Here is a 26,696-nt window from a genome sequence, read left to right as displayed (position 1 = left end):
AAAAGAATGCGAATACTAGGTTTGGATTTAGGGTCAAAAACGCTCGGCGTTGCGCTGAGCGATGAAATGGGCTGGACGGCTCAGGGAATTGAAACGATTAAAATCGACGAAGCGGGCGGCGACTACGGTCTGAACCGCTTGGCTGAGTTAATGAAAGACTATACAATAGATAAAATTGTACTCGGTTTTCCCAAAAATATGAACGGTTCCGTCGGTCCAAGAGGAGAAGCCAGTCAGAAGTTTGCGGAAGTGCTTGAAGACGCGTTTCATATTCCCGTCGTGCTCTGGGACGAACGGCTCTCGACGATGGCGGCCGAAAAGATGCTGATTTCAGCTGACGTCAGCAGGCAAAAACGAAAAAAAGTAATCGATAAAATGGCAGCCGTGATGATCCTGCAAGGGTATCTCGACAGCCTAAACTAATGAGGTGATCAAATGGAACATGGTGAAAAAAACATTACGATTGTAGACGATAAAGGAAATGAACAGCTTTGTGAGGTACTCTTCACATTTGACAGCGATCAATTTAATAAATCATATGTCCTATATTATCCGGTTGAAGCACAGGATGAAGAAGAAATTGAAATTCACGCATCAAGCTTCATCCCGAACGAAAACGGCGAAGACGGCGAGTTGATGCCGATCGAAACCGAGGAAGAATGGGAGATGATCGAAGAGACGCTGAATACGTTTTTAGCGGATGAAGAGGAAGACGAAGAATAAAAAAGCCGCCGCACGGCGGCTTTTTTTTATGAAATCCTTTTGTAATAAATTGCCGAATGAAAACGAATCATGTAGTATATAGCATGGGAGGAGAGGAGGACATAAATGTTTGAAGATCAGACTAAGAAACCGTTTATCAAAAAACTCCTTAATCATAAAATCAAATTTTGGGCGGCTGTTGCGGCAGCGCTGATTATTTTGATTGCAGGCGGTGCATCGCTTTATGTAAAATCCGCACTTGAGCCGGTCAATAAAAACAGCGAAAAAGCGGTCAACGTGTATATCCCGAAAGGTTCGACGATTTCAACGATCGCTGCCAAACTGAAAAAACAAGATTTAATTAAAAATGAAAAAGTGTTTATCGCCTATGTAAAATTCAAGCATGCCGAAGGCTTTCAAGCGGGAAACTTTCAGCTCAGCCAGTCGATGGGGCCGGCTGAATTGATCGAGAAGCTGACAAGCACTTCACATGTACCGGCCTTTAAAATCATCATTCCAGAGGGCCGTCAGCTTAGTGAAATCGCCGACATTATCGCAGGCCAAACCAATTATTCGAATAAGGACATCATGAAAAAGCTTGATGACAAAGGGTTTATCAACCAACTGAAAAAGAAATATCCGAAGCTGATCACGGATGATGTGCTAAACAAAAACATCAAGCATCCGCTGGAGGGGTATCTCTATCCTGCGACATACCCTTTTTATGATCCGCAGACAAAACTGGAAACCATCATCGAAGCGATGATCAAACAGACCGATAAGGTGGCCGGAAAATATCAGTCACAGATGAAGGGCAAAAACATGTCTGTTCACAAAACGCTCACATTGGCATCATTAATTGAAGAAGAAGCGACTGAAAAAGCGGATCGTCACAAAATTTCCAGTGTGTTCCATAACCGTTTAGGCAAAAAAATGCCGCTGCAGACGGATCCGACCGTGCTCTACGCGCTCGGAAAACATAAAAACCGCGTCGTATATAAAGACCTTGAGGCGAAATCTCCCTACAATACGTACACAAATACGGGACTTCCGCCAGGGCCGATTGCAAATGCAGGGGAAACATCGTGGGAAGCGGCATTAAATCCGGATAAAACGGAATATGTTTATTTCCTTGCCAAGAAAAACGGAGAAGTCGTTTTTACAAAAACGCTGAAAGAGCATAATAAAGCAAAATCGAAATATATTACAAACGGCCAGAGCGAGTAAAGCCTGGACGGCCAGTCAAGGAGAGTAAAAAATTACTCTCCTTTTATTCGCAAAAGCAAAGGTTTTATGGTAAAATATATCGGGTTGTTTATTAGAGAAAACACATTCACTGCTTTAGGAGAGTTCTCACATCTGACCTAAAGCTCTTTTTATGAAAGGGAGGCTCATCTGCCTGTGAAGATCGGACACGAAGAACTAACCGGCTATTTGGAACGGCTTCAAAAGCCGCGGCCGGAAGAAATTATGAAGCTTGAGGCCTATGCTGAGGCGCATGGGGTGCCCATTATGGAACCGACCGGAATTGAAGCGCTGCTTCAGCTTCTGTCGCTCAAAAATCCGAAAAAAATTCTTGAAATCGGTACCGCCATCGGCTACTCGGCGATTCGAATGGCGCTGAAACTCCCTGAAGCAGAAATTTTTACGATCGAGCGCGACGAAAATAGGTATCATGAGGCGATTCAAAACATTCAGTCCTTCCAGCTTGAAAACAGAATCCACGTTTTCTTCGGCGATGCGCTTGAAGCGTCTGCCGCCGTACAATCGATGGCGCCCTATGACGCGCTGTTTATTGATGCTGCAAAAGGACAGTACCAGAATTTTTTCAGCTTATACGAACAGATGCTGGCAGACGATGGCATCATTTTTACAGATAACGTCCTTTTCAAAGGACTTGTCGCCGGAGATCACAGTCAAATAGAAAGCAAACGGATCAAAAAGCTTGTCTCAAAAATAGATGATTACAATCATTGGCTAATGGAGCATCCGGATTATGAAACAACGATTTTGCCGGTAGGAGATGGCTTGGCCGTTAGCAAAAAAGAGGTGAAACGGATATGAAAAAACCTGAACTGCTTGTGACACCGACAGCGGTCAGCGATATTAAGCCTTTGGCAAAAGCCGGGGCTGATGCGTTTATCATCGGTGAGCAAAGGTACGGTTTGCGCTTGGCCGGGGAATTTTCAAGAGCGGATGTAAAGGAAGCGATCCTTCAGGCCCATGGGGAAGGCGCCAAAGTGTATGTCGCGATGAACGCGATTTTCCATAATGATAAAGTACCTGAATTGAACGATTATCTTTCATTTTTAAAAGAGGCCGGCGCCGATGCGGTCGTATTCGGCGATCCCGCGGTACTAATGGCTGCGAGGGAATCCGCGCCAAACATGCCGCTTCACTGGAATACGGAAACAACCGCAACCAATCACCATTCATGCAATTATTGGGGACGCAAGGGAGCAAAGCGCGCGGTATTGGCGAGAGAGCTCAACATGGACAGCATGATCGAAATAAAAGAGAAAGCCGAAGTTGAAATCGAAATCCAGGTACACGGGATGACTTGCATGTTCCAGTCAAAACGTTCATTGATCGGCAACTATTTTGAATACCAGGGCAAGGTCATGGATATCGAAGGCAAGAAAAAAGAAAAAGGCATGTACCTTCATGACAAAGAACGCGGCAATAAATATCCGATATTCGAGGATGAAAACGGCACGCACATCATGAGCCCGAATGATGTATGCATCATTGACGAGCTCGAAGATTTAATCGATGCCGGAATCGATTCGTTCAAAATCGACGGGATTTTAAAATCCGCGGACTATCTTGTACAGGTTACAGCCATGTACCGCGAGGCCATCGATCTTTGCATCACGGACAGGGAAGCGTATGAAGATAAAAAAGAACAATGGATTGAGCGGATCGAAGACCTGCAGCCCGTAAACCGCAGCATCGATACCGGATTCTTTTTCAAAGAGACAGTATACTAAAAAGGAGGGTAACCATGACTGCAGTTCAAGATAAAATTTCCAAAATCGTCAATGGAAAACGCGTCATCACAAAAAAACCTGAACTTCTCGCGCCGGCGGGCAATTTGGAAAAACTGAAAATCGCCGTCCACTACGGAGCAGACGCTGTGTTTATCGGCGGTCGCGAATATGGACTCCGCTCCAACGCAGATAACTTTTCAATTGAAGAAATGGCTGAAGGCGTCGAATTTGCAAATCGGTATGGAGCGAAAATTTATGTTACAACAAATATTTTTGCTCACGAAGAAAATATCGACGGCCTTGATGACTATTTACGAGATTTGCAAGGGGCGGGCGTATCCGGCATTATCGTGGCCGATCCGCTGATCATTGAAACATGCCGGAGGGTCGCTCCGAAGCTTGAGGTGCACCTCAGCACCCAACAGTCCCTGTCAAACTGGAAAGCCGTCCAATTCTGGAAGGAAGAAGGGTTGGAACGAGTCGTGCTTGCACGTGAAACAAGCGCGCTTGAAATCAGGGAAATGAAAGAGAAAGTAGATATCGAAATCGAAACCTTCATCCACGGTGCGATGTGTATCGCATACTCCGGACGATGCGTCCTGAGCAATCACATGACGGCGAGGGATTCAAACCGCGGAGGCTGCTGCCAGTCATGCCGCTGGGATTATGACTTGTATCAGACGGACGGAGCGAACGCGCTGCCGCTTTATGGAGAAGACGATGCGCCGTTTGCCATGAGCCCAAAGGATTTGAAGCTGATCGAATCGATTCCGCAAATGATTGAAATGGGAATCGACAGCTTAAAAATCGAAGGGCGGATGAAATCGATCCACTATATTGCAACAGTCGTCAGCGTGTACCGAAAAGTGATCGATGCCTATTGCGCAGATCCCGACGGTTTTACCATCAAGGAAGAATGGCTGAAAGAGCTTGACAAATGCGCAAACAGAGACACGGCCCCTGCTTTCTTTGAAGGAACGCCGGGATATGAAGAGCAAATGTTCGGCGTGCACGGCAAAAAGACAACATACGATTTTGTCGGACTCGTGCTGGATTATGATGAAAAAACAAAAATGGTTACGCTCCAGCAGCGAAACTTTTTTAAAACCGGAGATGAAGTCGAATTTTTCGGCCCGGAAATTGAAAATTTCACAACTAAGATTGAAACGATTTGGGACGAAAAAGGCAATGTGTTAGATGCAGCCCGCCATCCCCTGCAAATCGTCAAATTTAAAGTGGACAAGAAGATCTATCCAAGCAACATGATGAGAAAGGGGCAGTAATGGCATGGGAAAGAAACCGGTAGTCATTGGAATAGCGGGAGGCTCTGGATCTGGAAAGACAAGCGTGACCAGATCGATTTATGAACAGTTCAAAGGCCACTCCATTTTAATGCTTGAGCAGGATTTGTATTATAAAGACCAGAGCCATCTGCCTTTTGAAGAAAGGCTGAATACGAACTATGACCACCCGCTTGCATTTGATAATGACTATTTGATCGAGCATTTAAACGAATTGCTCGAATACCGGCCGATTAAAAAGCCGATCTATGATTACAAGCTGCATACGCGTTCAGAAGAAGTCGTGCATGTTGAGCCAAAAGATGTTATTATTTTGGAAGGAATCCTCGTTCTTGAGGATGAAAGGCTCCGTGATTTGATGGACATCAAGCTGTACGTCGATACAGATGCCGATCTTCGTATTATCAGAAGAATGCTTCGCGACATTAAAGAAAGAGGACGTTCGATTGATTCTGTCATCGAACAGTACATTTCCGTCGTCAGACCGATGCACAATCAATTTGTCGAGCCGACAAAACGCTATGCTGATATCATAATTCCGGAAGGCGGACAAAATCGCGTCGCCATTGATTTGATGGTTACAAAAATACAAACAATTCTTGAACAAAACGCGATTTTATAATAACATAGCATAGACAAAGACAACTCTGACCATATTATGTATAGAAATTGAAGGGATCTCGCTTGAGCCCTTCTTTAACTGTATAAGCACGATTTACCGGAGCCTTCCATCCGGTTTACAACATACTTTACAAATATGGGAGAGAAGAAGGGGACATGGGGTTGTCCTCATTCTTGTATATTCAAGTCTATACTCTCACATACAAGTGATGAGGGACCAACTAGAAGGAGTGAAGGAACATGGCACAAGAGAAAGTTTTTCCTATGACAGAAAAAGGGAAACAAAAGCTGGAAGAAGAACTTGAGTATTTGAAAACGGTTAAACGCAAAGAGGTTGTTGAGCGCATCAAAGTCGCAAGAAGCTTCGGCGATCTCTCTGAAAACTCTGAGTATGATTCAGCAAAAGAAGAGCAGGCCTTTGTAGAAGGGCGCATCACAGCGCTTGACAATATGATTCGCAACGCAAAGATCATCGAGGATGACGGGGAAAATTCAAACATCGTCACTCTTGGAAAAACAGTTACATTTAAAGAGCTTCCCGACGGAGAGGAAGAATCCTACACAATCGTGGGAAGTGCGGAGGCCGATCCGTTTGAAGGGAAAATCTCCAATGATTCTCCAATCGCCAAAAGCCTGATCGGCAAACAGGTGGGAGATGAAGTCACCGTGCAGACACCGGGCGGAGAAATGCTTGTAAAAATTGTGAAAATTTCATAAAGTTTGTTTAGCAGACGAACACCTCGTCCACAATGTGGATGAGGTGTTTTTTATCATGAAATTACGCAAGCGCATGAAATGGATATCAATTTTGATGTCGGCTGCACTTTTGTTTCTGCTCATCAGGTTGGCGGAAATTCAATTGTTTTTCACCGAATCCTTTTCCAAATGGAATGTGAACTTAATTCAGGAAAGCGTGAAACAGCGCACGGAGGAGGTTCAGATTTCTGACGGGAGAGGATCTTTTTTGGATCGCAGCGGAAAACCGCTGTCAGTCAGCCAAAAGCCGGCCATCGTGCTGTTTCCGTTTTTGAAAAAACAATCATGGCCGATTGAGGAAGCAGCCGCCATTTTACATATGTCAAAAGAAGAGCTTAATCATAGCCTTGATAAGGCAAAAAAACCCGTGATTCTCACGAAAAATGACAAAGGTCTATTTTCCAAAACGGCGCTCGAAAAAATCAATAAACTGAAATATCCGGGAATATACGGCGTATACATAGAAGAAACAGAAAAAAACAGACTAGCTTCACATACGATAGGCATGACAAATCAGGATCCGGAGCTGCTTCGGAAAAAATACCCGCATAAAGACAGCCTGTCCATCAGCACGAAAATCGGCACCTTCGGCCTTGAACGGACATTTGATGAATTCCTGCTGCCCGAACAAGATACAAAACTTTTATATCATGTTGACGGATTGGGAAACCCTTTGTTCGGAATGGACGTCAAGTATACGGCAGATGCGAATCCGTTCTATCCGCTGCAAGTCAAAACAACGATCGATAAGACGATCCAGCAATCGCTTGAAGAAATCCTGGACGATCATCATCTGAAAAAGGGCGGCGCAGTTCTCCTTGATATCGAAAACAGCAGCGTTTTGGCAATTGCCAGCAAGCCTGATTTAAATATGGCCTCACAAAAAACGAGGCATAATTATATGCTGACCCCGATGTATCCCGGCTCTGTTTTTAAAACCGTGATCGCGGCTGCGGCGATAGAAAACGGCCTTGATCACCCGTCCAAAACGTTCAACTGCAACTTGAACCTTTACGGTGAGCCGGGGGATGACAAAGGGAGGCTGAATATGGAAGACGGCTTTGCCGAAAGCTGCAATTATACATTCACGAGCCTGGCGGATCAGCTGATCAAGAAGAACGGCTCAATCATCGAGGATACAGCGGAAAAGCTCGGACTAACAGGACGGGTCGGCTGGGAAGGACGACTTTACCACCAGCGGGATTTCAAGCAGTTTTACCATGAAGTATCCGGGGCAATCTGGGGGGATGAACAAGATAAAAAAGTCAAAAAAGCGGTTGCGCAAACGGCCATCGGCCAAAAAAACGTCAGGCTCACCCCTTTGGAAATCGCGAATATGATGGCGACCATTGCCAGGGGCGGCGAGAAAAAACAGGTCAAAATCGCAGACGAGATCGAATACAAAAACGGTACATTGATGGCTTCGTTTAAAGATCAGGAGCTGCCGGGGAAAACGATTGATCATTACACCGCACAGAAACTGCAAAAACTGCTCAGAAAAGTCGTGACATCTGAAAAAGGGACAGGCAGACGCTTCAGCGACCTTCCATATGATGTAGCCGGAAAATCGGGGACGGCGCAGACAGACAGGACGACAAAGGATCACAAAACTCTCTATCATAAATGGTTTGCCGGTTATTTTCCGGCGGACAAGCCAAAATACGCGCTCGCCGTCGTCCACATGGACACGCCGGAAGGCAAGGCTGCGACAAATGCTGCATTTTATGATATTGTTAAAAAAGTATATGAAATTGAAAAGAACCAGACATAGAAGAATGCCTCACGTGATGATAAAATAGGAAGCGAGGCAAGAGGGAAAAAGGAGTGCAAAGAATTGAGCGAAACAAGGGAATCTCGATTTGAAAACCGTGATAAGCGCAGGAAAGCAAATCTTGTGCTTAACATTTTAATAGGCATTGTATTGGTTTTAATCGTTGTTGTTGCCAGCAGTCTGATGATGAACAGCCCGAAAGAACAAGCGCAGCAGGATGTCTCAAAAAACGATTCCGAACAAACGACGGAAGCCCCTGCTTCGAATGACAAAAAACAGACATCAGACGAGGACATCAAGGACAAGGATAAAGGAAAAACAGAGTCAGATGACAAAGAAAGCAGCGATTCAGACAAAGAAAAAGCTTCAGACGAGGATCAGTCAAAATCAGATGATCCGTTCGAAGGGGCAAAAATTACTGAAGGCGGCTCCAGCGCCAACGTTGAAAAAACGATCATCAATCCGGACTGGAAGCCTGTCGGCACCAAACAAACCGGAGAGCATACGGCAACATATGATTCTTCATCCCAGGACTGGGGGGAAATGCTTGAAGCGATCTCTTACGCAACAGGCGTTTCCAAAGACAACATGACGGTGATCTGGCTCGGAAACAACGGCAGTCCTCAAGATGCAAAAGGAACGATTCGAACGAAGGACAGCGGTGTGAAATATCAAGTGGCCATCACATGGGTTGATGGAAAAGGATGGAAACCGACAAAGGTTGAAAAGCTAAAATAAACGAAAAAGCGGCGGTGATTGAAACCGGCCGCTTTTTTTATGCTTTAAAAAGGACGACAGCGCTGTACATGATCCGTCCATCGATAACCGCCGTCTGATGGGAAACGGAGTGAACCCTGAGAAGAAGAGCCTGATTGTTTTCGATCTGCTGATTGACTTTCTTTTCAAGCTCCTCTATCGTCTGGGCTTCAAAAAATTCGATTTTATCGTTGATGAGGTCAAGCTCAAATTTCATAAACCAATCCTCCATTCGTTCAAGTCAATCCTAATTAAAACAGAGAAGCAGCCGTGTGACAAGGGAAATATCACCAGGGCTTTTTTGTATCAAAAATCAAGAACTTATGTTAGGATAAGAACTAATTAAGTTTTTAATCATACTATACTTATAGGAATTGTAAAAATAAATGGAGAGTGACGATAAATGGGAAGAGAGTTCATTTCTTTATTTGAGAACTGGGCAAATTCTTATGATGATACAGTAGTCGGGCATGACCTTCAATATAAAGACGTATTCCGGAACTATGACGCCATTTTGGATGATGTTGTGAAGCGTTCCGGGAACAAGGTGATCGAATTCGGCGTCGGCACAGGCAATCTGACCGCAAAACTCATCGCCGCCGGAAAACAAGTATACGGCATTGAACCTTCACAAGCGATGAGAGATATCGCCGCAAACAAGCTGACGGAAGACGCGGAAATTGCTGACGGGGATTTTCTCGATTTCCCATCTCCGCCATTTTCTCCTGATACGATTGTCAGCTCATACGCCTTTCATCACTTGACAAATGAGGAAAAGCGCGAAGCCATCAGGCGATATGGAAATATGCTTGCAGAGCATGGTAAAATAGTGTTTGCTGATACCGTGTTCAAGGACCGCGATTCCCATATGTCCGCCATTAAGAATGCAAAAAACAGAAGTTTTAGCCAATTGGCGGAGGACCTTGAAACGGAACATTATCCGACGATTTCCGAGATGGAAACCATCTTCGCCTCAGAACAATTCAGGGTTGCCTTTCAAAAGCATAATGATTTTGTCTGGGTAATGGAAGCGGCAAAATTGTAAATTTGAAGGGAAGTTATGATATGAAGATAGCAGTTATCGGAGCAATGGAAGAAGAAGTCACGATCCTGCGCAGCAAATTGGAGCAGACAAACCGGGAAGTGATCGCAAACTGTGAATTTACTAGCGGAACCTATGAAGGAAAAGAGGTTGTGCTTTTAAAATCAGGCATCGGCAAAGTCAATGCCGCCATGAGCACGACGATCCTGCTCGACCGCTTTAAGCCCGATGTTGTCATTAACACCGGTTCAGCCGGAGGCTTCCATCACTCGCTTAATGTGGGGGACATCGTCATTTCCACTGAAGTCCGCCACCATGATGTCGACGTGACGGCCTTCGAGTATGAGTATGGACAGGTTCCAAATCTGCCAGCCGCTTTTCGCGCTGATGACAAATTGGTAAAGACGGCGGAAGCGGAAGCGTCTGATCTCGGGACTTTTCAAGTTGTCAAAGGAACAATAGCGACCGGGGATTCCTTTATGAGCGATCCTGAACGTGTAGCCTTCATTCGCGGCAAGTTTAAAGACCTCTGCGCCGTTGAAATGGAAGCGGCTGCCGTCGCCCAGGTCTGCCATCAGTTTGATATTCCTTTCGTTGTCATCAGAGCGCTTTCTGATATTGCCGGAAAAGAATCAGAGATATCATTTGACAAATTTTTGGAGCAGGCTGCGAAACATTCGACAGAGCTTGTGCTCCGCATGATCAAACAAATCAAATAAAACAGGGGGGCGCGCCCTCTCTGTTTTGCACCTCTTAAAGGAGGAAGGAAACATGAATGTGGTGACTGATATCACACAGTTAATCGGAGAAACGCCTCTTTTGCAGCTGCTGAATATCCAGCAGCCAAAAGGCGTCAACATATATGCAAAGCTCGAAATGATGAATCCGGGCGGAAGCATTAAAGACCGGTTGGGAGAGATGCTGATTGACGAAGCGCTCAGTTCGGGAAAGCTTACACCCGGGGGCACGGTGATCGAAGCGACGGCAGGCAATACCGGCATCGGCTTGGCGCTGGCTGCCAGAAAGCACGGCATCACTCCTGTTTTTTGCGTGCCGGAGCATTTCAGCATGGAAAAGCAGGCCATCATGAAAGCCTTGGGAGCAACAATTGTCAATACGCCGAGAAGCGCTGGGATGAAAGGCGCGATTGAAAAGGCGCTTGAACTGAAGAAGGAGACGCCCGATTCTTATTGCGTTTTGCAGTTTAAAAACCAAGTAAATCCATTGACTTACTATAAAACGCTCGGTCCGGAAATTTGGAATGACCTTGACGGACAGGTAGACGTGTTTGTCGCAGGGGCCGGATCAGGCGGCACATTTGCAGGAACCGCCCGGTTTTTGAAAGAAAGAAATCCGGCGATTAAAACGGTCATTGTCGAACCGGAAGGCTCCATATTAAACGGTGGAGAGGTCCACGCCCACAAAACCGAAGGCATCGGGATGGAGTTTATTCCCGAATATATGGATCAAAGCCATTTTGATGAGATTTATACCGTTTCCGATGATGATGCGTTCCGGCTCGTAAAGGAGGCCGCTGAAAAGGAAGGACTGCTGATCGGAAGCTCATCAGGCGCCGCTTTATTCGCGGCATTGAAAGAAGCTGAAAAAGCTAAGGAAGGAACAAACATTGTGACCGTTTTCCCGGATGGCAGCGATCGCTATTTAAGCAAGAAAATATATGAAGGGGGAATATAAAATGAAGCAAAAAACGAAGATGATTCACGGCGGTATTACAGGAGATGAACAAACAGGCGCGGTTTCCGTTCCGATTTACCAGGTCAGCACCTATAAACAGCCGCGGGCCGGACAGCATACTGGATATGAATATTCACGAACAGGGAATCCGACGAGGACAGCCCTTGAATCTTTGATCGCTGATCTTGAAGGAGGAGCGGCAGGCTATGCCTTCGGCTCCGGAATGGCCGCTGTCACGGCGGTTATGATGCTGTTTAACAGCGGCGACCATATCATTTTGACTGATGATGTCTATGGCGGCACATACCGGGTGATGACCAAGGTGATGAACCGCATCGGCATTGAAGCGACCTTCAGCGATACGAGCAGCATCGGAGACATCGAAAAAGCGATAAAGCCGAACACGAAAGCGATTTATGTTGAAACCCCGACAAATCCGCTTTTGAAAATCACCGATCTGAAAAAAGTCTCTGAAACGGCGAAAAAGCACGGTCTCTTGCTGATCGTCGATAATACGTTCTATACACCGTATTTCCAGAATCCGCTTTCCTTTGGAGCCGACATCGTGCTTCACAGTGCGACGAAGTATTTGGGAGGGCACAGTGATGTCGTCGGCGGACTTGTGGTCACCGCTACGAAAGAGCTTGGGGAAGAGCTTCACTTTATTCAAAATTCCACAGGCGGCATCCTTGGTCCGCAAGACTCCTGGCTATTGATGAGAGGCATGAAAACGCTCGGCCTGAGAATGGAAGCGCATGAACAAAACGCCCGCAAAATCGCCGCGTTTTTGGAAGGCCATCATGCCGTAGAAAAAGTGTATTATCCAGGCTCTCCATCCCATCCCGGCCATGAGCTCGCCAAACAGCAAAGCACGGGATTCGGCGGGATGATTTCCTTCGATATCGGCAAGGAAGAAAATGTTGACCTTGTGCTGGGAAGACTGAAGCTGTTTACCATCGCTGAAAGTCTGGGTGCCGTTGAAAGCCTGATTTCGGTGCCGGCGCGGATGACCCACGCATCGATTCCGCGCGACCGCAGGCTTCAGCTCGGCATCACAGATGGGTTGATCCGCATTTCTGTCGGCATCGAAGATATTGATGATCTATTGGAAGATTTAAAAGAAGCGCTTGATTCGCTCGCATAAATTGGCTGAATTTACATGTCTGGTCAACTGTCAAACTATGTTATTCTAATTCATATCCATTATGAATCTGGCAGGTGATCATGACATGCGCAAGAAAAAGGTTAAATCTTTGATGGAAGACTATAAACAATTCGCTTTTACACTTCTCAGTGTCAGCGCATTTTTATATATTGGCACCGTCATCCCTAACGAAGGGCTTGGGATGGATCAAAAAACGATGATGATGCTCGCGACATGCGGGTTTTTAGCGGCAGCCTTCTTTTGTGTGAAGCGCTCGCTCAAATATAAAAAACAATTGGATGAAATGGAAGAATCATAAACAGAGGACCGGGATCAGCGGTTCTCTGTTTTTTTTATGAGACGAAAAAAAGTGTCCATTTTTTGAAAAAGCGGTTTACAATCAGGAATTTGATGGATATACTTACAAAGTAAACAAAAAGCAAAGGAGGTTGATGAACATGAAAAATGCAATCGCTACATACACTAGACTCTGTGAATATCATGATTCATTCAACCTGTGGGAGACATTGTGCCCTTCCTTAACCGATGCTTTGACAGCACTCTGAAAACGTTGGGAAGTGAAAACAATACGCTGCTCCTCCCGCAAGATAAAGACACACACGTTTTTATCTGGCGGTTTTTGTTTGCGCCCGCAGGTTTGTCAAATAATCTGCGGGCTATTTTTGTAAAAGCGAACTTGAAAGGAGGTGAGCGGTATGACAATTAATTTATTCTTCTTAACATTGACCATTCAAAAACGATTTAAAAGTCCGGAAGAATACGAACGAGAATACGAGATCGAACAGCTGTACAATGAAATGAGGGATCGCCAGCTACAATATCTTTATATGAACAGCCAGCGTTAACCCCGGCCAAATTACACATTAAAGGAGGAGATGATCATGATGATGTACAGAAAGGAATTATTGGCGCATTACACACTGGAGAAGGACCAGGTTTAGCCGGTCTTAACAGGTCCCAATCGGCGATTGTCTGCATACGATAAATCAAATGCAATCAAGAAGTGCAGGTGATGAATATGCAGAAAGATGGCAGAATGCCTTTTATCGGCCACGGGTATACTTCAATGCCCCATTCCTTTAAGCATGGCTACGGCACCGCCAAAGAATGGTTCAGGCGCGCCAAATCGGCTATTGGCCGCCATACTGGTATTATTAGAGAGAAGCAGAAAACAATTGTTTTCTGCTTCTTTTCATAGGATGGTTCTTCTAAAAACGGGATGTTAGAGGCTAGATAAAAAGAGGAGGGCTGAACACTCCTCCTCCTGCTGTGTTAGTAGACGTAGCTAGCGCCGATGATAATCAAAAGAATGAAAAGAACCACGACAAGCGCGAAGCCGCCGCCATAACCGAAACCGCCGTAGCCGCCGCCGTAGCCATATCCGCAGCAGCCTCCCCAGCGGCCGAAACCGCCATAGCCAAAGCCCATAAATAGCACCACCTTTTCACGAAAGTTCCCTACATTCTATGCGCTTATACGATAATGGAAAGGGCGAATCAACCACATAGCAAAAAGCGGCTCCTGTCCACTCTTTTTTTAAGGCGAAACATTTTCATAGCAAAGGCCGTCTAGTTATGGCACGGGCCTTTTAGCCGGTTTATTTTTTCGATTTCCTTTTAATCCCCGGTTTAACGGCCGATATGATTGGAGAAGGGCCCGTTTTTGCCTCCGGTTTTGTCCTTGACTGCATAAATCAAAATCGGGCTAATAAGAACTAAAGCAGGTGTTTTGACGTGTTTGAACAATGGCTTGGAAAACAATTGCGGAGTCCGAGAGGCATTTTATCAAAATGGGTTGCTTCTTATATGGAAACCGGAAATCATGATATAAACGAATGGACGATTCAGTTATTGGACATCCAGCCGTATGACCGTATCCTTGAAATCGGAACGGGCGGCGGAGCGGCTCTCAGCCGGATAGCGGAAAAGCTGGAAAGCGGAAGGGCTTGCGGAATTGATTCATCCAAAAGCATGATAAAACAAAGTCTGCGCCGGACTGAGCGTTTAAGAGAAGAAGGAAAAGCGGAGATTAAGTACGGCCGCGCCGAAAACATACCGTTTGCCGACCGCTCGTTTCATAAGGTTTTTTCCGTGCATACGGTTTATTTTTGGACGGACGCCCGACAGGCGTTAAAAGAAATTTACCGCGTTTTGCAAATTGACGGAACATTAAATCTTTCCGTCCATCTCAAAGAACAAATAAAATTATCAAAAAAAACGAAAGATTTTACTTTATATACAGAAGAACAGATCAGGGATCTGCTTGAAAAAAATCGCTTTCGGGAAATCAATGTACATATGTACAAAAATTATTGCTGCATTACGGCAGTGAAATGAGAACGATACATGACAAAACCCTCTCAAAATAAGAGGGTTTTTCTATTGCAAAAATCATGAAGTTGATGCTTAAATATCATATTTTTGTTTTTAGAAGAAAAGTATTCCAATCAACTGATAAACATGGTTTAATAGCGAAGTAAACGTTTTTACTATATTTGGCGGAGGTATTTTATGAAAAAAAGGAAAATTAGCGGTTCTATTATTTTCATTCTCATGTTCGCCTTGATTTTTGGCCAGCTTCCTATTGTGAAAGCCGGTGCTGCGGCTGACGCACCCGTTGATGAGACGGCGCTGACGATCGCAAGCCCTGTAAAAGCAGCATTTAAAAACAATGAGGAAGCACACTGGTATAAAGTTGAACCTTCTGAAAAAGATGTTGCGGATTTTACGCATTTTCGGTTCAAGCTTCAATCAGATCAAGAATTGAATATTTCAATTTACTCCAGTTTGGAAAATGCAACCGAGGGACATACTTTTGATCGGTACAACGGCTTTTCATACGAAAAAAATCCTGGAATCATTGATTTTCCGGTTGCCTGGAAAGGACCTTACTACGTAAAAGTGGAAAATCACAATGACGAGGAAACCGACAATACGTCAAATACAGATGTTTCTTACACCATCAGCTATGAAGGCGTCACCCTTCCGCCATCAGATCAGCAGGCTGAAGAGGATTGCCCTGCGGAATTAAGCGTTTCCGAAAGGGAAAACGGAAAAAGCATTCTGCAAGATTTAAGAACGATTAGAGATGGTGTCCTCTCGAAAACGGAAAAAGGGAAATCTCTCTCTTCTCTATACTATAAAGCCGCTCCTTTCATAAGTGCGAAAATGATCTTCGACAAATCGCTGCGCAATGGTGTATACCGCGATCTAGTGCAGTTGAAAAAACTGTTTGGCGATGTCGCCAAAAACGGATCGTCAAGCACATACACGATCACAAAAGAAGATCAAAAAGCAATCACCAGCCTTTACTCGGCAGCACGCGAAACGGTACCCGAATCTTTAAAAAAACAGCTTGATGAAACAGCTGAAGAAATCGATATTGCAAACACAGCCGGCAGCAAAGTATCAGCGCTTTTCGCAAAAGCCGGTTTGACAGATTCAAACATATCAGCGGCACCTGAAAACCGCTATATTGTGAAATTAAAAGACGGCAAAAAACTGAGTTCCTTTGCAGCTAAAGCTAAGGCATTTGGCGCGGAATCCGTCGACTCCATCAAAAAAAGCAAAGCAGCTTTGGAAAACATGTATGTGCTGGAACTGGACCGGCATGATTCAGACGGATACAAGGCCGCCGCAAAGAAATATAAAGCAGCTGCCGACAAGCTGTCCAGACTTCCTGAGGTGGAGTTCGTCGAACAGGTCCGCCAATATCGGGCACTATCGGCCGATAGCCAGTACTCCTATCAATGGTCGCTGAAAAACAATGGCAAAGACCGGGCCGCAAACGCCGACATCCAATTTGAAAAACTTCAAAAACTGCTGAATGGAAAAACGTTAAACGAAACGGTCATAGCGGTTGTCGATACCGGTGTCGATCATACGCTTGCAGACTTAAACGGAGTTGTCAAACATGAGGAAGGCTACAACTACATCGGCCGCAACACAAATGCGATCGATGATAACGGACACGGCACACATGTGTCAGGCATCATCGCAGCGGCGGCTGATAATCACTACTCAATGGCAGGCATCAATGCACACGCAAAAATTCTCCCGGTGAAAGTGCTGGATTCTTCAGGCGGCGGAGACACAGAGCAGATCGCATACGGGATCATATATGCCGTTGACCACGGAGCCAAAGTGATCAATCTGAGTCTTGGAGGACCGTACAGCCGGGTGATCGAATACGCCCTGAAATATGCCGCGGACAAGAATGTGACGGTCGTTGCTGCAAGCGGGAATGACGGCCTTTCAGAAATATCATATCCGGCGTCTTCAAAATACGCTTTATCCGTAGGTGCGACCAATCAGATTGACCTTGTCTCCGACTACTCCAACTATGGAAAAGGACTCGATATGGTAGCACCAGGAACCGATATTCCAAGCCTTGTTCCTGATGGAAATGTGACGTATATGAGCGGTACATCAATGGCTGCGCCGCACGTTGCCGCCGTTGCGGGACTTCTTTTGTCAGAAAAACCGTCTTTAAAACCAAAGGAAGTGGAAAAGCTGCTGACGGAGACGGCTGCTGATGTCTCATTTGAGGAACAGGACAATCCGGGCTCTGATTTTGACGATGGAATGGAGCCTGAGCCTCCGGCACCAGGATATGACTTTGTCTCGGGATGGGGAAGATTGAATGCGTACCATGCGGTAAGTGTTTTAGAGCTGAAATTGAAGGTCAATCCGATTTTAGACCATGATCGAGCTGTCAAAGGTACCGCGAAAAGCGGATCAACGGTTAAAGTGATCAGCGGAAGCAAAGTGCTGGGAACGGGAACGGCGGGCAAATCAGGAGCCTTTTCGGTAAAAATCCCGGCTCAGGCAGCGAACCATGTTCTCCATGTCGTTGCAACAGGCCATCAAGCTGAGGCATCGCTTCGGGCCGTCGTGGAAAAAGGGCCGAAAAAACCGTCTGTCAAGCGCGTCACCAACAAGGATGTCTATGTGAAGGGCACAGCGCCGGCAGGCTATACAGTCAACATAAAAAATAAGTCAAAAAACATCATCGGATCAGCAAAAGCGGATGCTTCAGGAGCATTCAAAGCCAAAATCGCCAAACAAAAAGAATACACGATTTTGTATGCCACCGCATCAGCGGATGCCTACAGGGAAAGCAGTGAAGTCAAAATCACGGTCGCCGACGTGATTCCGCCGCATGCGCCTAAAATCAATCCGGTCTCTGATAATAGCAAAGAAATCAAGGGCAAAACCGAAGCGGGCGCACAGGTCACGGCAAAGGTAAAAGGAAAAACGATCGGCTCGGCCAAAGCGAACGGCAAAGGGGAATACCGTCTCAAGATCGCCAAGCAAAAAGCGGGAACGACCATCAGTGTGACCGCAAAAGACAAAGCGGGCAACACCAGCAAAACGGCGAAAATAACCGTTATAGACAAAACCCCGCCTTCCGCACCGAAAGTGTATACCGTGTCAAGCAATAGTACGGCCGTAAAAGGTAAAGCTGAAGCGAATGCCAATATCATCGTCAAAGCCGGCAAGAAAACCATCGGCACCGGCAAAGCGAATAAAAAAGGCGATTTCTCCATTAAAATAAAAAAGCAAAAGGCAAATACCGTATTATCAGTCACAGCGAAAGACCAGGCAGGAAATATGAGCAAAGAGAGAAAAACAACCGTGAAAAAGGCAAAATAGTTTGATGGACCGGGAGCTGATGTTCAATCAGCTCTTTTTTTGCTGCTTTTGCGCCGGTTATGGTGCTGTTATTGTCTGTTTTCCGGAAATATAAAACGCATGCCATTCGTGCGGACTTTGCAGAAAGGCGACATGCAAAAAAAACGAAAGTATACACAGAAGGCATCGTGGCATCAAGCCGAAAAGGATGGAATCTTCGCACTGTCGCTTTAAGGGCGGGGCCGCATATATCGAACATCTCACAGGCATCTCTCGGCAGAGCTATACAGCAAAATGTGTCAGGGTTTGAAAAACTCGGACGTCCGCTGATGGCCGCCGTTTGGGCAAGCAACCCTGAGTCATAAAAAATAATATATAAGAATACTATCAAATGAGGATCATTGAATCGTTAAGCAGATAGGCGATTTTTGTGTATTTTGGACTGTGAACCGACATGGGCAGTTTTTCCCCATTTTGTTTTTTATTCAAAAAAATTTATATTAAAAAAGGAATTTTGAGAGCATCTGTCAAAATTGAATGGCATAGACGTTTGCGGAATGAATGTTCATTCCTACCTTTCGGAGGTCGAAATAAATGGAGCAGGAAAGCAAGTATAACAAAATCATTGAAGCTTCACTCGTCCTTTTTGCAGACCGCGGCTTTGATGCCACAACCATTCCGATGATTGCAAAAAAAGCAAACGTCGGGGCAGGCACCATTTACCGCTACTTTGACAGCAAAGAGGCTCTTGTCAATGTACTGTTTCAGGACAGTGTGAGGCGTTTTACAGAAAAGGTAAAGAAAGGCTATCCCTGGCATCAGAGTGTTCGCAGCCAATTTCACCATATTTTCCGCTGTCTTTACGAGTTTTCGCAGGAGAATATCCATGCGCTTTACTTCCTGGAAATTAACAAAACTTCACACTATTTGACGGAAACGAGCCGGGAAGTCCTGAATGAACTTTTAGATTTTGTCTATTTATTTTTTGAAAAAGGCAAGGAGGCAAACATGATTCACCCGTTGCCGTCACACATCTTGACAGCGATTGTTTTTGGAGCATTCGTTCATATTCAAAAACTGGTCAAAGCCAAAGAAATTGAAGACCCTTCCGGCTTGATGGAAGAAATTGAAGAACGCTCTTGGCATGCCGTTAAACGCCACAATTGATGCCGATCTTCGATCAATAGAAAGGATGATTTTGATGAACAAGCTAAACTCGATTCCAATCCCGAAAACATTCGGCCCTCTCGGCAATCTTCCATTGCTTGATAAAACCAAGGTGTCTCAATCGCTCTGGAAAATCGCGGATGAATTCGGACCTATTTTTCAATTTAAGTTTGCAGAGACGATCGGTGTTTTTGTTTCAAGCCATGAACTGGTGTCAGAGGTCTGTGATGAATCCCGGTTTGATAAAAACATGGGGAAAGGGCTTTTGAAGGTTCGCGATTTTAGCGGAGACGGACTGTTCACAAGCTGGACGCATGAACCCAACTGGCGGAAAGCCCACAACATTCTTCTGCCGAGCTTCAGCCAAAAGGCGATGAAAGGCTACCACTCGATGATGCAGGATATTGCGGTTCAGCTTATTCAAAAATGGCTCCGCCTTAATCAGAATGAAAGCATCGATGTTCCGGATGATATGACGCGTCTCACTTTGGATACCATCGGCTTATGCGGCTTCAACTACCGTTTTAACAGTTTTTACCGGGATGGGCAGCATCCGTTCATCGAGAGCATGGTTCGCGGTTTGAATGAAGCGATGAGACAGACGAAGCGCTTCGAGCTGCAAGATAGGCTGATGATCAAAACAAGGCGGCAGTTTAACCATGACGTTGAATCGATGTTTTCACTTGTCGACAGGATCATCGCCGAACGCAAACAAACCGGCGGCGGGAACGGAAACGATCTGCTGTCCCTCATGCTTCATGCGAAGGACCCTGAAACCGGCGAAAAACTCGATGATAAAAACATCCGCTATCAGATCATCACGTTTTTGATCGCGGGGCACGAGACGACGAGCGGTTTACTATCATTCGCCCTTTATTTTCTCCTTAAGCATCCCCGGGTGCTTAAAAAGGCTTATGAAGAAGCTGACCGGGTGCTCACAGATCCCGTGCCTTCATATCAACAGGTTCAGCAGCTCAAATATATCCGGATGATTTTGAACGAATCGCTGAGGCTTTGGCCGACGGCACCTTCTTTTTCCTTGTATGCGAAGGAAGAAACGGTGATCGGCGGCAAATACCTGATTCCAAAAGGGCAAAGCGTATCAGTTCTGATCCCAAAACTGCACAGGGATCGAAGCGTCTGGGGAGATGACGCTGAATCATTCCGGCCTGAGCGGTTTGAACAAATGGACGGCATTCCGCAAAACGCGTACAAACCGTTCGGAAACGGCCAGCGCGCCTGCATCGGCATGCAGTTCGCGCTTCATGAAGCGACAATGGTTCTCGGGATGATCCTTCAGTATTTTGAACTTGAAGACCATACGAATTATCAACTGAAAATAAAAGAATCGCTTACGATAAAACCGGAAAACTTTACGATGCGGGTAAGGCCGAGAAAAGAGAGCATGCCGATGATGGCGGCCGGTCATCAAGAAAAACAAACCGCTGCCGTAAAGGATGGCCATTCACAGCAAGCCGCCGAGCATGGGCACGGCACTCCGCTGCTCGTCCTATACGGCTCGAACCTGGGAACAGCCGAAGATGCAGCAAGACAGCTGGCAGACGAAGCGCTTTTGCAAGGCTATCAAACCAGGACGGCCGAGCTTGATCAATATAAGGGCAGCATTCCGAAGGAAGGGGCGGTGCTGATCGTAACCGCCTCTTACAACGGACATCCGCCCGATCGTGCAAAGGAATTCGTCGATTGGCTTGAACAGGATCATGAAAAAGACTTAAACGGCGTCAAATATGCCGTATTTGGCTGCGGGAACAGCAGCTGGGCCAGCACCTACCAGCGGATTCCCCGTCTGATTGACAGCGCATTGGAGAAAAAAGGCGCCAGCAGGCTCCACAAGCTTGGAGAAGGAGACGCCAACGATGATTTTGAAGGCAGTTTTGAGGCTTGGCAAAACGGTCTGTGGCCCAATTTAAGAAAAGCATTTTCTCTAGATGAGCAGCGGCAGCAGGAAGCTGACAGACAAGCGCTTTCCGTCGAATTTATCAGCGCACCGGCCGCCTCGCCCCTTGTCAAAACGTATGAGGCGTTTACGGCGCATGTCTTAGACAACCGTGAACTTCAGAGAGGAAACAGCGGAAGAAGCACACGGCATATTGACATCTCTTTACCGGAAGGAGCTGCATATACAGAAGGAGATCATCTCGGTGTGCTTCCGCAAAACAGCAGGGCGCTGATCGGCCGGGTTTTCAAGCGGTTTGGCCTGAGCGGAAATGAACACGTGCTGATCAGCGGAGAACGCCCTGCCGCCCATTTGCCATTAGATCGTCCGGTCAATCTCAGAGCTCTGTTCCAAAACAGCGTTGAACTGCAGGAACCGGCTACGAGAACCCAGCTTCGTGAACTGGCCGCCCACACGGTGTGTCCGCCTCATAAGCGGGAGCTTGAAGAACTGTTGGAAGATGAGGCCTATAAAGCACAGGTTTTGCAGAAACGTTTGACAATGCTTGACCTGCTTGAGCAATATCCGGCCTGTGAGCTGCCGTTTGCCCGATTTTTGGCGCTCCTGCCTGCATTGAAGCCGAGATACTATTCCATTTCATGCTCGCCTCGGCAAAACGGACAAAAGACGAGCATCACAGTAGCGGTTGTGAGCGGTCCGGCGCTGAGCGGACGGGGCCAATACCGCGGGGTGGCATCAAATTATCTGGCGGAGCTCAACCCGGGGGACAGCCTTTCTTGTTTTATCCGCAAGCCTTCTTCAGGCTTCAGACTGCCGGATGATCCAGAAACACCGGTCATCATGGTCGGACCAGGAACGGGAGTCGCACCATACCGCGGCTTTCTGCAGGCGCGCCGCGTCCAAAAAGAAGCTGGGGCAACGCTTGGCGAAGCCCATTTGTATTTTGGCTGCCGTCATCCGGAAGAGGATTATCTATATCGCGATGAATTAGAAAAAGCAGAGCGGGATGGGATCGTACAGCTGCACACTGCATTTTCGCGGCTGGAAGGCCGGCCGAAAACATATGTTCAGGATCTGATGAAGGAAGACGCAGAAATGCTGATTCATCTCCTGGATAAAGGTGCCCGCTTATATATTTGCGGAGACGGCGCGCGAATGGCTCCGGACGTCGAGCGTACTCTGTGCGAGGCATATGAAAACGTATATCGGGCAAGCAGAGGAGAGGCGCAAAACTGGCTCTCCAATCTGCAAGCAGAAGGACGCTATGCAAAAGACGTCTGGACTGCCGCCGTTTCTGCCGAGGCATCTTTATCGTTCCAGGCGTAAACGCAAAAAGAGACAACCCGTTTAGGTTGTCTCTTTATGACTTTGAAAATATTTCGTTTATGTAAGAGATGATGATGGCTGCCAGAACAAGAACCGATAAAATATAAACGGCTTGGGCAGGCGTTTCCCAGCCGCTGAAAAAAGGCAGGCTGATGATCGATTCACGGCCTTTGATGATCACAAACGCCAGCAAAGCCGTTCCGATGATCACGCCCGTTCCTTTCCAGAGAAGCGCTTTTCGGCTCTCCTTTTTCATCTCGTCCCATATGTACATCAAGGCGAATACAAAGCCCGCAATGGATAACATGTCAGGCAGTATGCCGCTGTTATTCAATCTCCATCTTAGACAAATGCCCAAAACAATAGAAACCATCAATCCGCAGAATCCCGTTTTCTTCAGCAAAGAAATCCCCCTCCGTCAAACATGATAGCGGATCGTAAGGGAAAAGCCAACATGACGGACTGCATTCGATTTCTAAAAACGGCTGATCTTCAGAAGGAAATGTCATGCCGGCTTTGATCTATATATCGGCGTTGGTTGAAAAAGGTTTAGGTCAATCCTTTGCTTCAACACATTCCCTTGACAGCTGTTTCTTTTCCCTTTCGGCAAAGAAAATCACCGGGTAGGCGATCAATAGCAATCCCGCAATAAAAGCGATGATTCCCGTCCATGCGAAATGGATCCAGAAAAAACCGCCGAACGAACCTGCCAGGCTTGAGCCGAGATAATAGCTCAGCAAATAAAGGGAAGAGGCTTGAACGCGCTGATCATCGGCCTTCTGGCCAACCCAGGAGCTGGCGATCGAATGGGCGCCGAAAAATCCGAACGTAAAGACGGCAATGCCGGCAATTTTCAGCGGCAGCCACGAGAAAAGCGTGATCAAGGCGCCCGAACCCATGATGGCGATGGCGATTTTGATCATCAATGGGCTGCCGAAGGCGTCGGCTTTCTTTCCCATATAAACCGAGCTGAGCGCACCCGCCAAATAAACGATGAAGATCAAACCGATGACCGTTTGCGACAGCCGGTATGGAGGGGCCATCAGCTGAAATCCGATATAATTAAACATCGTGACAAAGCTGCCCATTAAGATAAAGCCAAGAGAAATCAGCAGCATGAGCCGCCTGTTAACAAGAACGGCTCTGTAAGCTCCGCATGTTTTTTTGAAATTGGTTTGCTGTTTTACGGAGTGCCGGGGCCGCGGCAGCAAATGCCAAAACAGATAGCTCAGCACGACGGAAATGGCGCCGATGATGCCGAGCGCCTCCCTCCAGCCGAAAAGGTCTGTCAAAAGGCCGGTCAACAGTCTGCCGCTCATGCCGCCGAGGCTCGTGCCGCTGATGTAGAGCCCCATCATTTTCCCAAGCCCCTTCGGATCGAATTCTTCACCGACATAGGTCATGGCGATGGCCGGAACACCCGCGAGAAAGAACCCAAGCAGGCCCCTCATGACAAGAAGGGCGGCAAAGTTCGGGCTGAACGCTGTCAACAGGCCGAGGATGGATGTTGAAAAAAGCGACAGCGTCATGATCGTTTTGCGGCCAAATCCGTCCGCCAATGCCGCCGCCATCAGTAAAGAGAATGCCAATATGCCCGTTGAGATTGATAATGTTACACTTGCCGCCGCCGCGGAAATGCCGAATTCCTCTGCAAATACCGGCATCAGCGGCTGTGTGGTGTACAATGTGGCAAACGTGACAAAACCGCTGATAAATAAGGCGATGCTTGCGTGTTGATAGTCCTTCGTATGCGGCTGAATGTATTTCATGCTGGTCCCTCATTTCTGCAATCTAGCTCTATGATCCATCCTACGCTTTCATTTGTGATGTGTCTAATTTATAATAACTATAGATATGATGCATTTTTGTTATGATAAGGAGGTGAAAGAGTGGAGCTCCATCAAATTGACAATTTTATCGCCGTCAGCAAGCATCGGCATTTTACAAAAGCCGCAATGGAGCAAAGCATTTCACAGCCGGCTTTGAGCCGTTCCATCAAAAAGCTTGAGGAAGAATTGGGCGTGCCTTTGTTTATCAGAAAATCAAAATCTGTGCGGCTGACAAGGTATGGCGAACAGTTTCTCGTTAAAGCAAAAAAAGCGCGCCATGCGCTTGATGAAGGGGTTCAGAAGGTCCGACAAAGCGCAGATCCCGATTACGGAGAAGTCTCGGTCTCTTTTTTGCATACACTTGGTTCCTGGGTCATGCCGCAGCTCATCGCCGAATTTAAAAAACTGCACCCCCATGTAGGATTCCGCCTTTATCAAGGGGCGAACGAAGTGCTGCAGCACATGGTGGAAACGGGCGAAGCCGATATTTGCATGAGCTCGCCGCCGCTGCCGAACGAACTGCTTGAGTGGACCGTTTTGGATAAAGAGCCGCTTTATCTGGTGCTGCCTGCCGACCACCCGCTGGCCGGCCAAAAAGAAATCGCGATGAAAACGATAGCCGATGAAGATTTCGTCGGATTTAAGCCTGGATACGGACTTCGCTATGTGTTCGATCAAATGTGCCGGGATTTAGGGATCAGTCCGAAGCTTGCATTTGAAGGAGAGGAAGTATCGACCATTTTGGGGCTTGTTTCGGCAGGGCTCGGTGCGGCGATTCTGCCGAAAACCTCAGAACATGTCCATTCCCCTGTCGCGTACTGCCGTGTTGCAGATTACCGCTGTGAACGGATGATCGGCCTTGCCGTCTTAAAAGACCACTATTTATCGCCGGCGGCGAGCAATTTTAGAATGTTTGTCATTGATTACTATCAGAGAAACGGCCGTCCCTAAGAAAGGGAAAAGGAGTTCAGGGGAAAATCGGGGAGCGTGGGGAATCAGGGCCTTGCGAAGCTCTGAAAAAAGGAGCCGCCACCGAAACATGCCGGCTCCTTTTTGAAACCCCGTTTTATTTCTCATAATGTTGAAACTGAATATCCAATGTCCGCAGGTACGTTTGCAGTCCGGCATCTTGAATCGGAATGATGTAGGCGGCTTCGCCTGATTCGTTATGGTGGGAGTGCCATAACCCGGGCGGTGTAATGAACGCTTTTCCGGTTACCCAGTCGACTCTGACCGGATCAATGATTTCTTTTGTTTTGGGATCGATCCGGCTGCCGACCAATGTATACGTCCCTGGCGCGGCATAGGCGACAAAATCAAGAGCCACCGACTTATGGCTGTGGGGCGCTTGTTTGGAGCCCGGAGGAACGATTCCGAACATCGCCCACAGTACGTGTGTGATGGTTAACGTCTGATCGAATTTATCATTGTTTAACAGAACAGAAATACGGTTGCGAAAGCGGGCGTCGGGGGAATTGGCAGCTTCGGCTAATTTTTCTTTTGCCTGTTCGGCGGTGTAAAGAGTCGGCTTAAAGCGCGCTTCAGCTGCGTTTACTCCTAAATAGCGGAGAAGCGGCGAGTCTGTTATATAATAGATGGATGCGTCTTCCGCTGCGGTATGGCGGCTGTTTGAACCTGCGGGCAGCGTTAAAAAGTCGCCTTTATGCCACTGGATTGTTTCTCCATTGACATCTGTGCTGCCGGAACCCTCAATCACGTAATATAATTCGCTTGTCGCGTTCGGGCTCGTATTGATCGTATCACCCCTGCGAATCGTGATAAAGTGGGCGAGAAGGGACGGGCTTGATGCGGGATAATCGGTTTTAAGCTCTTTTGAGATGTCCAATGGAATCATCCGCGTATCCCCTGACCGGTACAATTCCGGCCCGAATTCTTTAACCGGCACCGGACTGATGCTTCCGCTTCCAATCGGATCGGAAGCGGTGGTATACTCGAAAAAACGGGCATGCTTCGTCAATTGTTCAGCACGGGTGTCAAAACGGGAATCGGTCGACATCTGAAAA

General features: G+C 46.7%; 28 protein-coding genes. 23 read left to right on the top strand and 5 right to left on the bottom strand.

The features are described from left to right. Positions 1–6 precede the first annotated feature (6 nt). The 10 genes from ruvX (at position 7) to R5H20_RS16270 (ending at position 8,879) form a co-directional block, all read left to right on the top strand. Positions 7–423 (top strand): Holliday junction resolvase RuvX, encoded by a 417-nt coding sequence (ruvX, locus tag R5H20_RS16315; RefSeq protein WP_006637789.1) that lies wholly within the window; start codon positions 7–9, stop codon positions 421–423. Between the two features lie 12 nt (positions 424–435). After that, a complete protein-coding gene (locus R5H20_RS16310; RefSeq protein WP_006637788.1) occupies positions 436–723 on the top strand; it encodes a DUF1292 domain-containing protein in 288 nt (95 codons plus the stop codon). A gap of 105 nt (positions 724–828) precedes the next feature. Further along, on the top strand, positions 829–1,929 hold the full coding sequence (gene mltG / locus R5H20_RS16305) for an endolytic transglycosylase MltG (protein WP_006637787.1): 1,101 nt from the start codon (positions 829–831) through the stop codon (positions 1,927–1,929). Positions 1,930–2,103: 174 nt separating this feature from the next. Beyond that, the gene (locus tag R5H20_RS16300; protein ID WP_006637786.1) at positions 2,104–2,766 is read left to right on the top strand and encodes an O-methyltransferase; all 663 of its coding nucleotides are present in this window, start codon (positions 2,104–2,106) and stop codon (positions 2,764–2,766) included. Continuing rightward, positions 2,763–3,692 (top strand): peptidase U32 family protein, encoded by a 930-nt coding sequence (locus R5H20_RS16295; protein ID WP_006637785.1) that lies wholly within the window; start codon positions 2,763–2,765, stop codon positions 3,690–3,692. Before R5H20_RS16300 ends, R5H20_RS16295 begins: the two co-directional genes overlap by 4 nt. Before the next feature lie 14 nt (positions 3,693–3,706). Beyond that, positions 3,707–4,975, top strand: coding sequence for a peptidase U32 family protein (locus tag R5H20_RS16290; RefSeq protein WP_006637784.1), 1,269 nt, complete (start codon positions 3,707–3,709; stop codon positions 4,973–4,975). Between the two features lie 4 nt (positions 4,976–4,979). After that, positions 4,980–5,615: a uridine kinase gene (udk, locus tag R5H20_RS16285; RefSeq protein ID WP_006637783.1), complete on the top strand. Its 636-nt coding sequence runs from the start codon at positions 4,980–4,982 to the stop codon at positions 5,613–5,615. A gap of 239 nt (positions 5,616–5,854) precedes the next feature. Next, positions 5,855–6,331 (top strand): transcription elongation factor GreA, encoded by a 477-nt coding sequence (greA, locus tag R5H20_RS16280; RefSeq protein ID WP_006637782.1) that lies wholly within the window; start codon positions 5,855–5,857, stop codon positions 6,329–6,331. Between the two features lie 55 nt (positions 6,332–6,386). Further along, positions 6,387–8,141: a peptidoglycan D,D-transpeptidase FtsI family protein gene (locus tag R5H20_RS16275; RefSeq protein ID WP_317907648.1), complete on the top strand. Its 1,755-nt coding sequence runs from the start codon at positions 6,387–6,389 to the stop codon at positions 8,139–8,141. Between the two features lie 63 nt (positions 8,142–8,204). Continuing rightward, the gene (locus R5H20_RS16270; RefSeq protein ID WP_006637780.1) at positions 8,205–8,879 is read left to right on the top strand and encodes a YrrS family protein; all 675 of its coding nucleotides are present in this window, start codon (positions 8,205–8,207) and stop codon (positions 8,877–8,879) included. Positions 8,880–8,916: 37 nt separating this feature from the next. Here R5H20_RS16270 and R5H20_RS16265 read toward each other — a convergent pair whose 3' ends face one another. After that, positions 8,917–9,114, bottom strand: coding sequence for a DUF2536 family protein (locus R5H20_RS16265; protein ID WP_006637779.1), 198 nt, complete (start codon positions 9,112–9,114; stop codon positions 8,917–8,919). Between the two features lie 186 nt (positions 9,115–9,300). Between R5H20_RS16265 and R5H20_RS16260 the strand changes: the two genes are divergently transcribed. From R5H20_RS16260 to R5H20_RS23635, 7 genes are all read left to right on the top strand, one after another. Next, positions 9,301–9,942, top strand: coding sequence for a class I SAM-dependent DNA methyltransferase (locus tag R5H20_RS16260; protein WP_006637778.1), 642 nt, complete (start codon positions 9,301–9,303; stop codon positions 9,940–9,942). Positions 9,943–9,962: 20 nt separating this feature from the next. Then, entirely contained in the window at positions 9,963–10,658 is a 696-nt protein-coding gene (gene mtnN / locus R5H20_RS16255) for a 5'-methylthioadenosine/S-adenosylhomocysteine nucleosidase (RefSeq protein WP_006637777.1), read from the top strand. 52 nt (positions 10,659–10,710) lie between these two features. Next, entirely contained in the window at positions 10,711–11,634 is a 924-nt protein-coding gene (locus R5H20_RS16250) for a PLP-dependent cysteine synthase family protein (RefSeq protein WP_006637776.1), read from the top strand. Position 11,635: 1 nt separating this feature from the next. Further along, entirely contained in the window at positions 11,636–12,778 is a 1,143-nt protein-coding gene (locus R5H20_RS16245; RefSeq protein WP_006637775.1) for a bifunctional cystathionine gamma-lyase/homocysteine desulfhydrase, read from the top strand. An 85-nt stretch (positions 12,779–12,863) separates the two neighbouring features. Continuing rightward, on the top strand, positions 12,864–13,097 hold the full coding sequence (locus tag R5H20_RS16240; RefSeq protein WP_006637774.1) for a YrhC family protein: 234 nt from the start codon (positions 12,864–12,866) through the stop codon (positions 13,095–13,097). 397 nt (positions 13,098–13,494) lie between these two features. Further along, complete coding sequence (locus tag R5H20_RS16235; protein ID WP_006637772.1) at positions 13,495–13,644, top strand: YrzI family small protein; 150 nt, start codon at positions 13,495–13,497, stop codon at positions 13,642–13,644. A 167-nt stretch (positions 13,645–13,811) separates the two neighbouring features. Continuing rightward, positions 13,812–13,997, top strand: coding sequence for a hypothetical protein (locus R5H20_RS23635; protein WP_006637771.1), 186 nt, complete (start codon positions 13,812–13,814; stop codon positions 13,995–13,997). A gap of 74 nt (positions 13,998–14,071) precedes the next feature. Here the strand turns inward: R5H20_RS23635 and R5H20_RS16225 are convergent, their stop codons facing one another. Next, positions 14,072–14,227: a YjcZ family sporulation protein gene (locus R5H20_RS16225; RefSeq protein ID WP_006637770.1), complete on the bottom strand. Its 156-nt coding sequence runs from the start codon at positions 14,225–14,227 to the stop codon at positions 14,072–14,074. A gap of 305 nt (positions 14,228–14,532) precedes the next feature. Between R5H20_RS16225 and R5H20_RS16220 the strand changes: the two genes are divergently transcribed. The 5 genes from R5H20_RS16220 (at position 14,533) to R5H20_RS16200 (ending at position 22,843) form a co-directional block, all read left to right on the top strand. Further along, entirely contained in the window at positions 14,533–15,135 is a 603-nt protein-coding gene (locus tag R5H20_RS16220; RefSeq protein ID WP_006637769.1) for a class I SAM-dependent methyltransferase, read from the top strand. A gap of 174 nt (positions 15,136–15,309) precedes the next feature. Continuing rightward, positions 15,310–18,453 (top strand): S8 family peptidase, encoded by a 3,144-nt coding sequence (locus R5H20_RS16215; protein ID WP_006637768.1) that lies wholly within the window; start codon positions 15,310–15,312, stop codon positions 18,451–18,453. 167 nt (positions 18,454–18,620) lie between these two features. Then, positions 18,621–18,797, top strand: coding sequence for a hypothetical protein (locus R5H20_RS16210; RefSeq protein ID WP_157678830.1), 177 nt, complete (start codon positions 18,621–18,623; stop codon positions 18,795–18,797). Positions 18,798–19,026: 229 nt separating this feature from the next. Further along, positions 19,027–19,599 carry a TetR/AcrR family transcriptional regulator gene (locus R5H20_RS16205; protein WP_006637766.1) on the top strand — a complete coding sequence of 191 codons (573 nt, stop codon included), beginning with the start codon at positions 19,027–19,029 and terminating at the stop codon, positions 19,597–19,599. A gap of 34 nt (positions 19,600–19,633) precedes the next feature. Then, a complete protein-coding gene (locus R5H20_RS16200) occupies positions 19,634–22,843 on the top strand; it encodes a bifunctional cytochrome P450/NADPH--P450 reductase (RefSeq protein WP_006637765.1) in 3,210 nt (1,069 codons plus the stop codon). A 34-nt stretch (positions 22,844–22,877) separates the two neighbouring features. Here R5H20_RS16200 and R5H20_RS16195 read toward each other — a convergent pair whose 3' ends face one another. Both R5H20_RS16195 and R5H20_RS16190 read right to left on the bottom strand, forming a co-directional pair. Then, on the bottom strand, positions 22,878–23,246 hold the full coding sequence (locus tag R5H20_RS16195) for a YoqO family protein (RefSeq protein WP_006637764.1): 369 nt from the start codon (positions 23,244–23,246) through the stop codon (positions 22,878–22,880). 151 nt (positions 23,247–23,397) lie between these two features. After that, positions 23,398–24,612: an MFS transporter gene (locus R5H20_RS16190; RefSeq protein ID WP_006637763.1), complete on the bottom strand. Its 1,215-nt coding sequence runs from the start codon at positions 24,610–24,612 to the stop codon at positions 23,398–23,400. 120 nt (positions 24,613–24,732) lie between these two features. On the opposite strand from R5H20_RS16190, the gene R5H20_RS16185 reads away from it, so the two are divergent. Beyond that, complete coding sequence (locus R5H20_RS16185; RefSeq protein WP_006637762.1) at positions 24,733–25,623, top strand: LysR family transcriptional regulator; 891 nt, start codon at positions 24,733–24,735, stop codon at positions 25,621–25,623. Positions 25,624–25,738: 115 nt separating this feature from the next. Here the strand turns inward: R5H20_RS16185 and R5H20_RS16180 are convergent, their stop codons facing one another. Then, on the bottom strand, positions 25,739–26,689 hold the full coding sequence (locus R5H20_RS16180) for a cupin domain-containing protein (RefSeq protein ID WP_006637761.1): 951 nt from the start codon (positions 26,687–26,689) through the stop codon (positions 25,739–25,741). Positions 26,690–26,696 lie beyond the last annotated feature (7 nt).

The sequence above is a fragment of the Bacillus sp. KICET-3 genome (assembly GCF_033261025.1).
Taxonomy (GTDB): Bacteria; Bacillota; Bacilli; order Bacillales; family Bacillaceae; genus Bacillus; species Bacillus sonorensis.
Note: the sequence above shows the minus strand (reverse complement) of the source record. Positions and strands in the feature narration are given on the sequence as shown.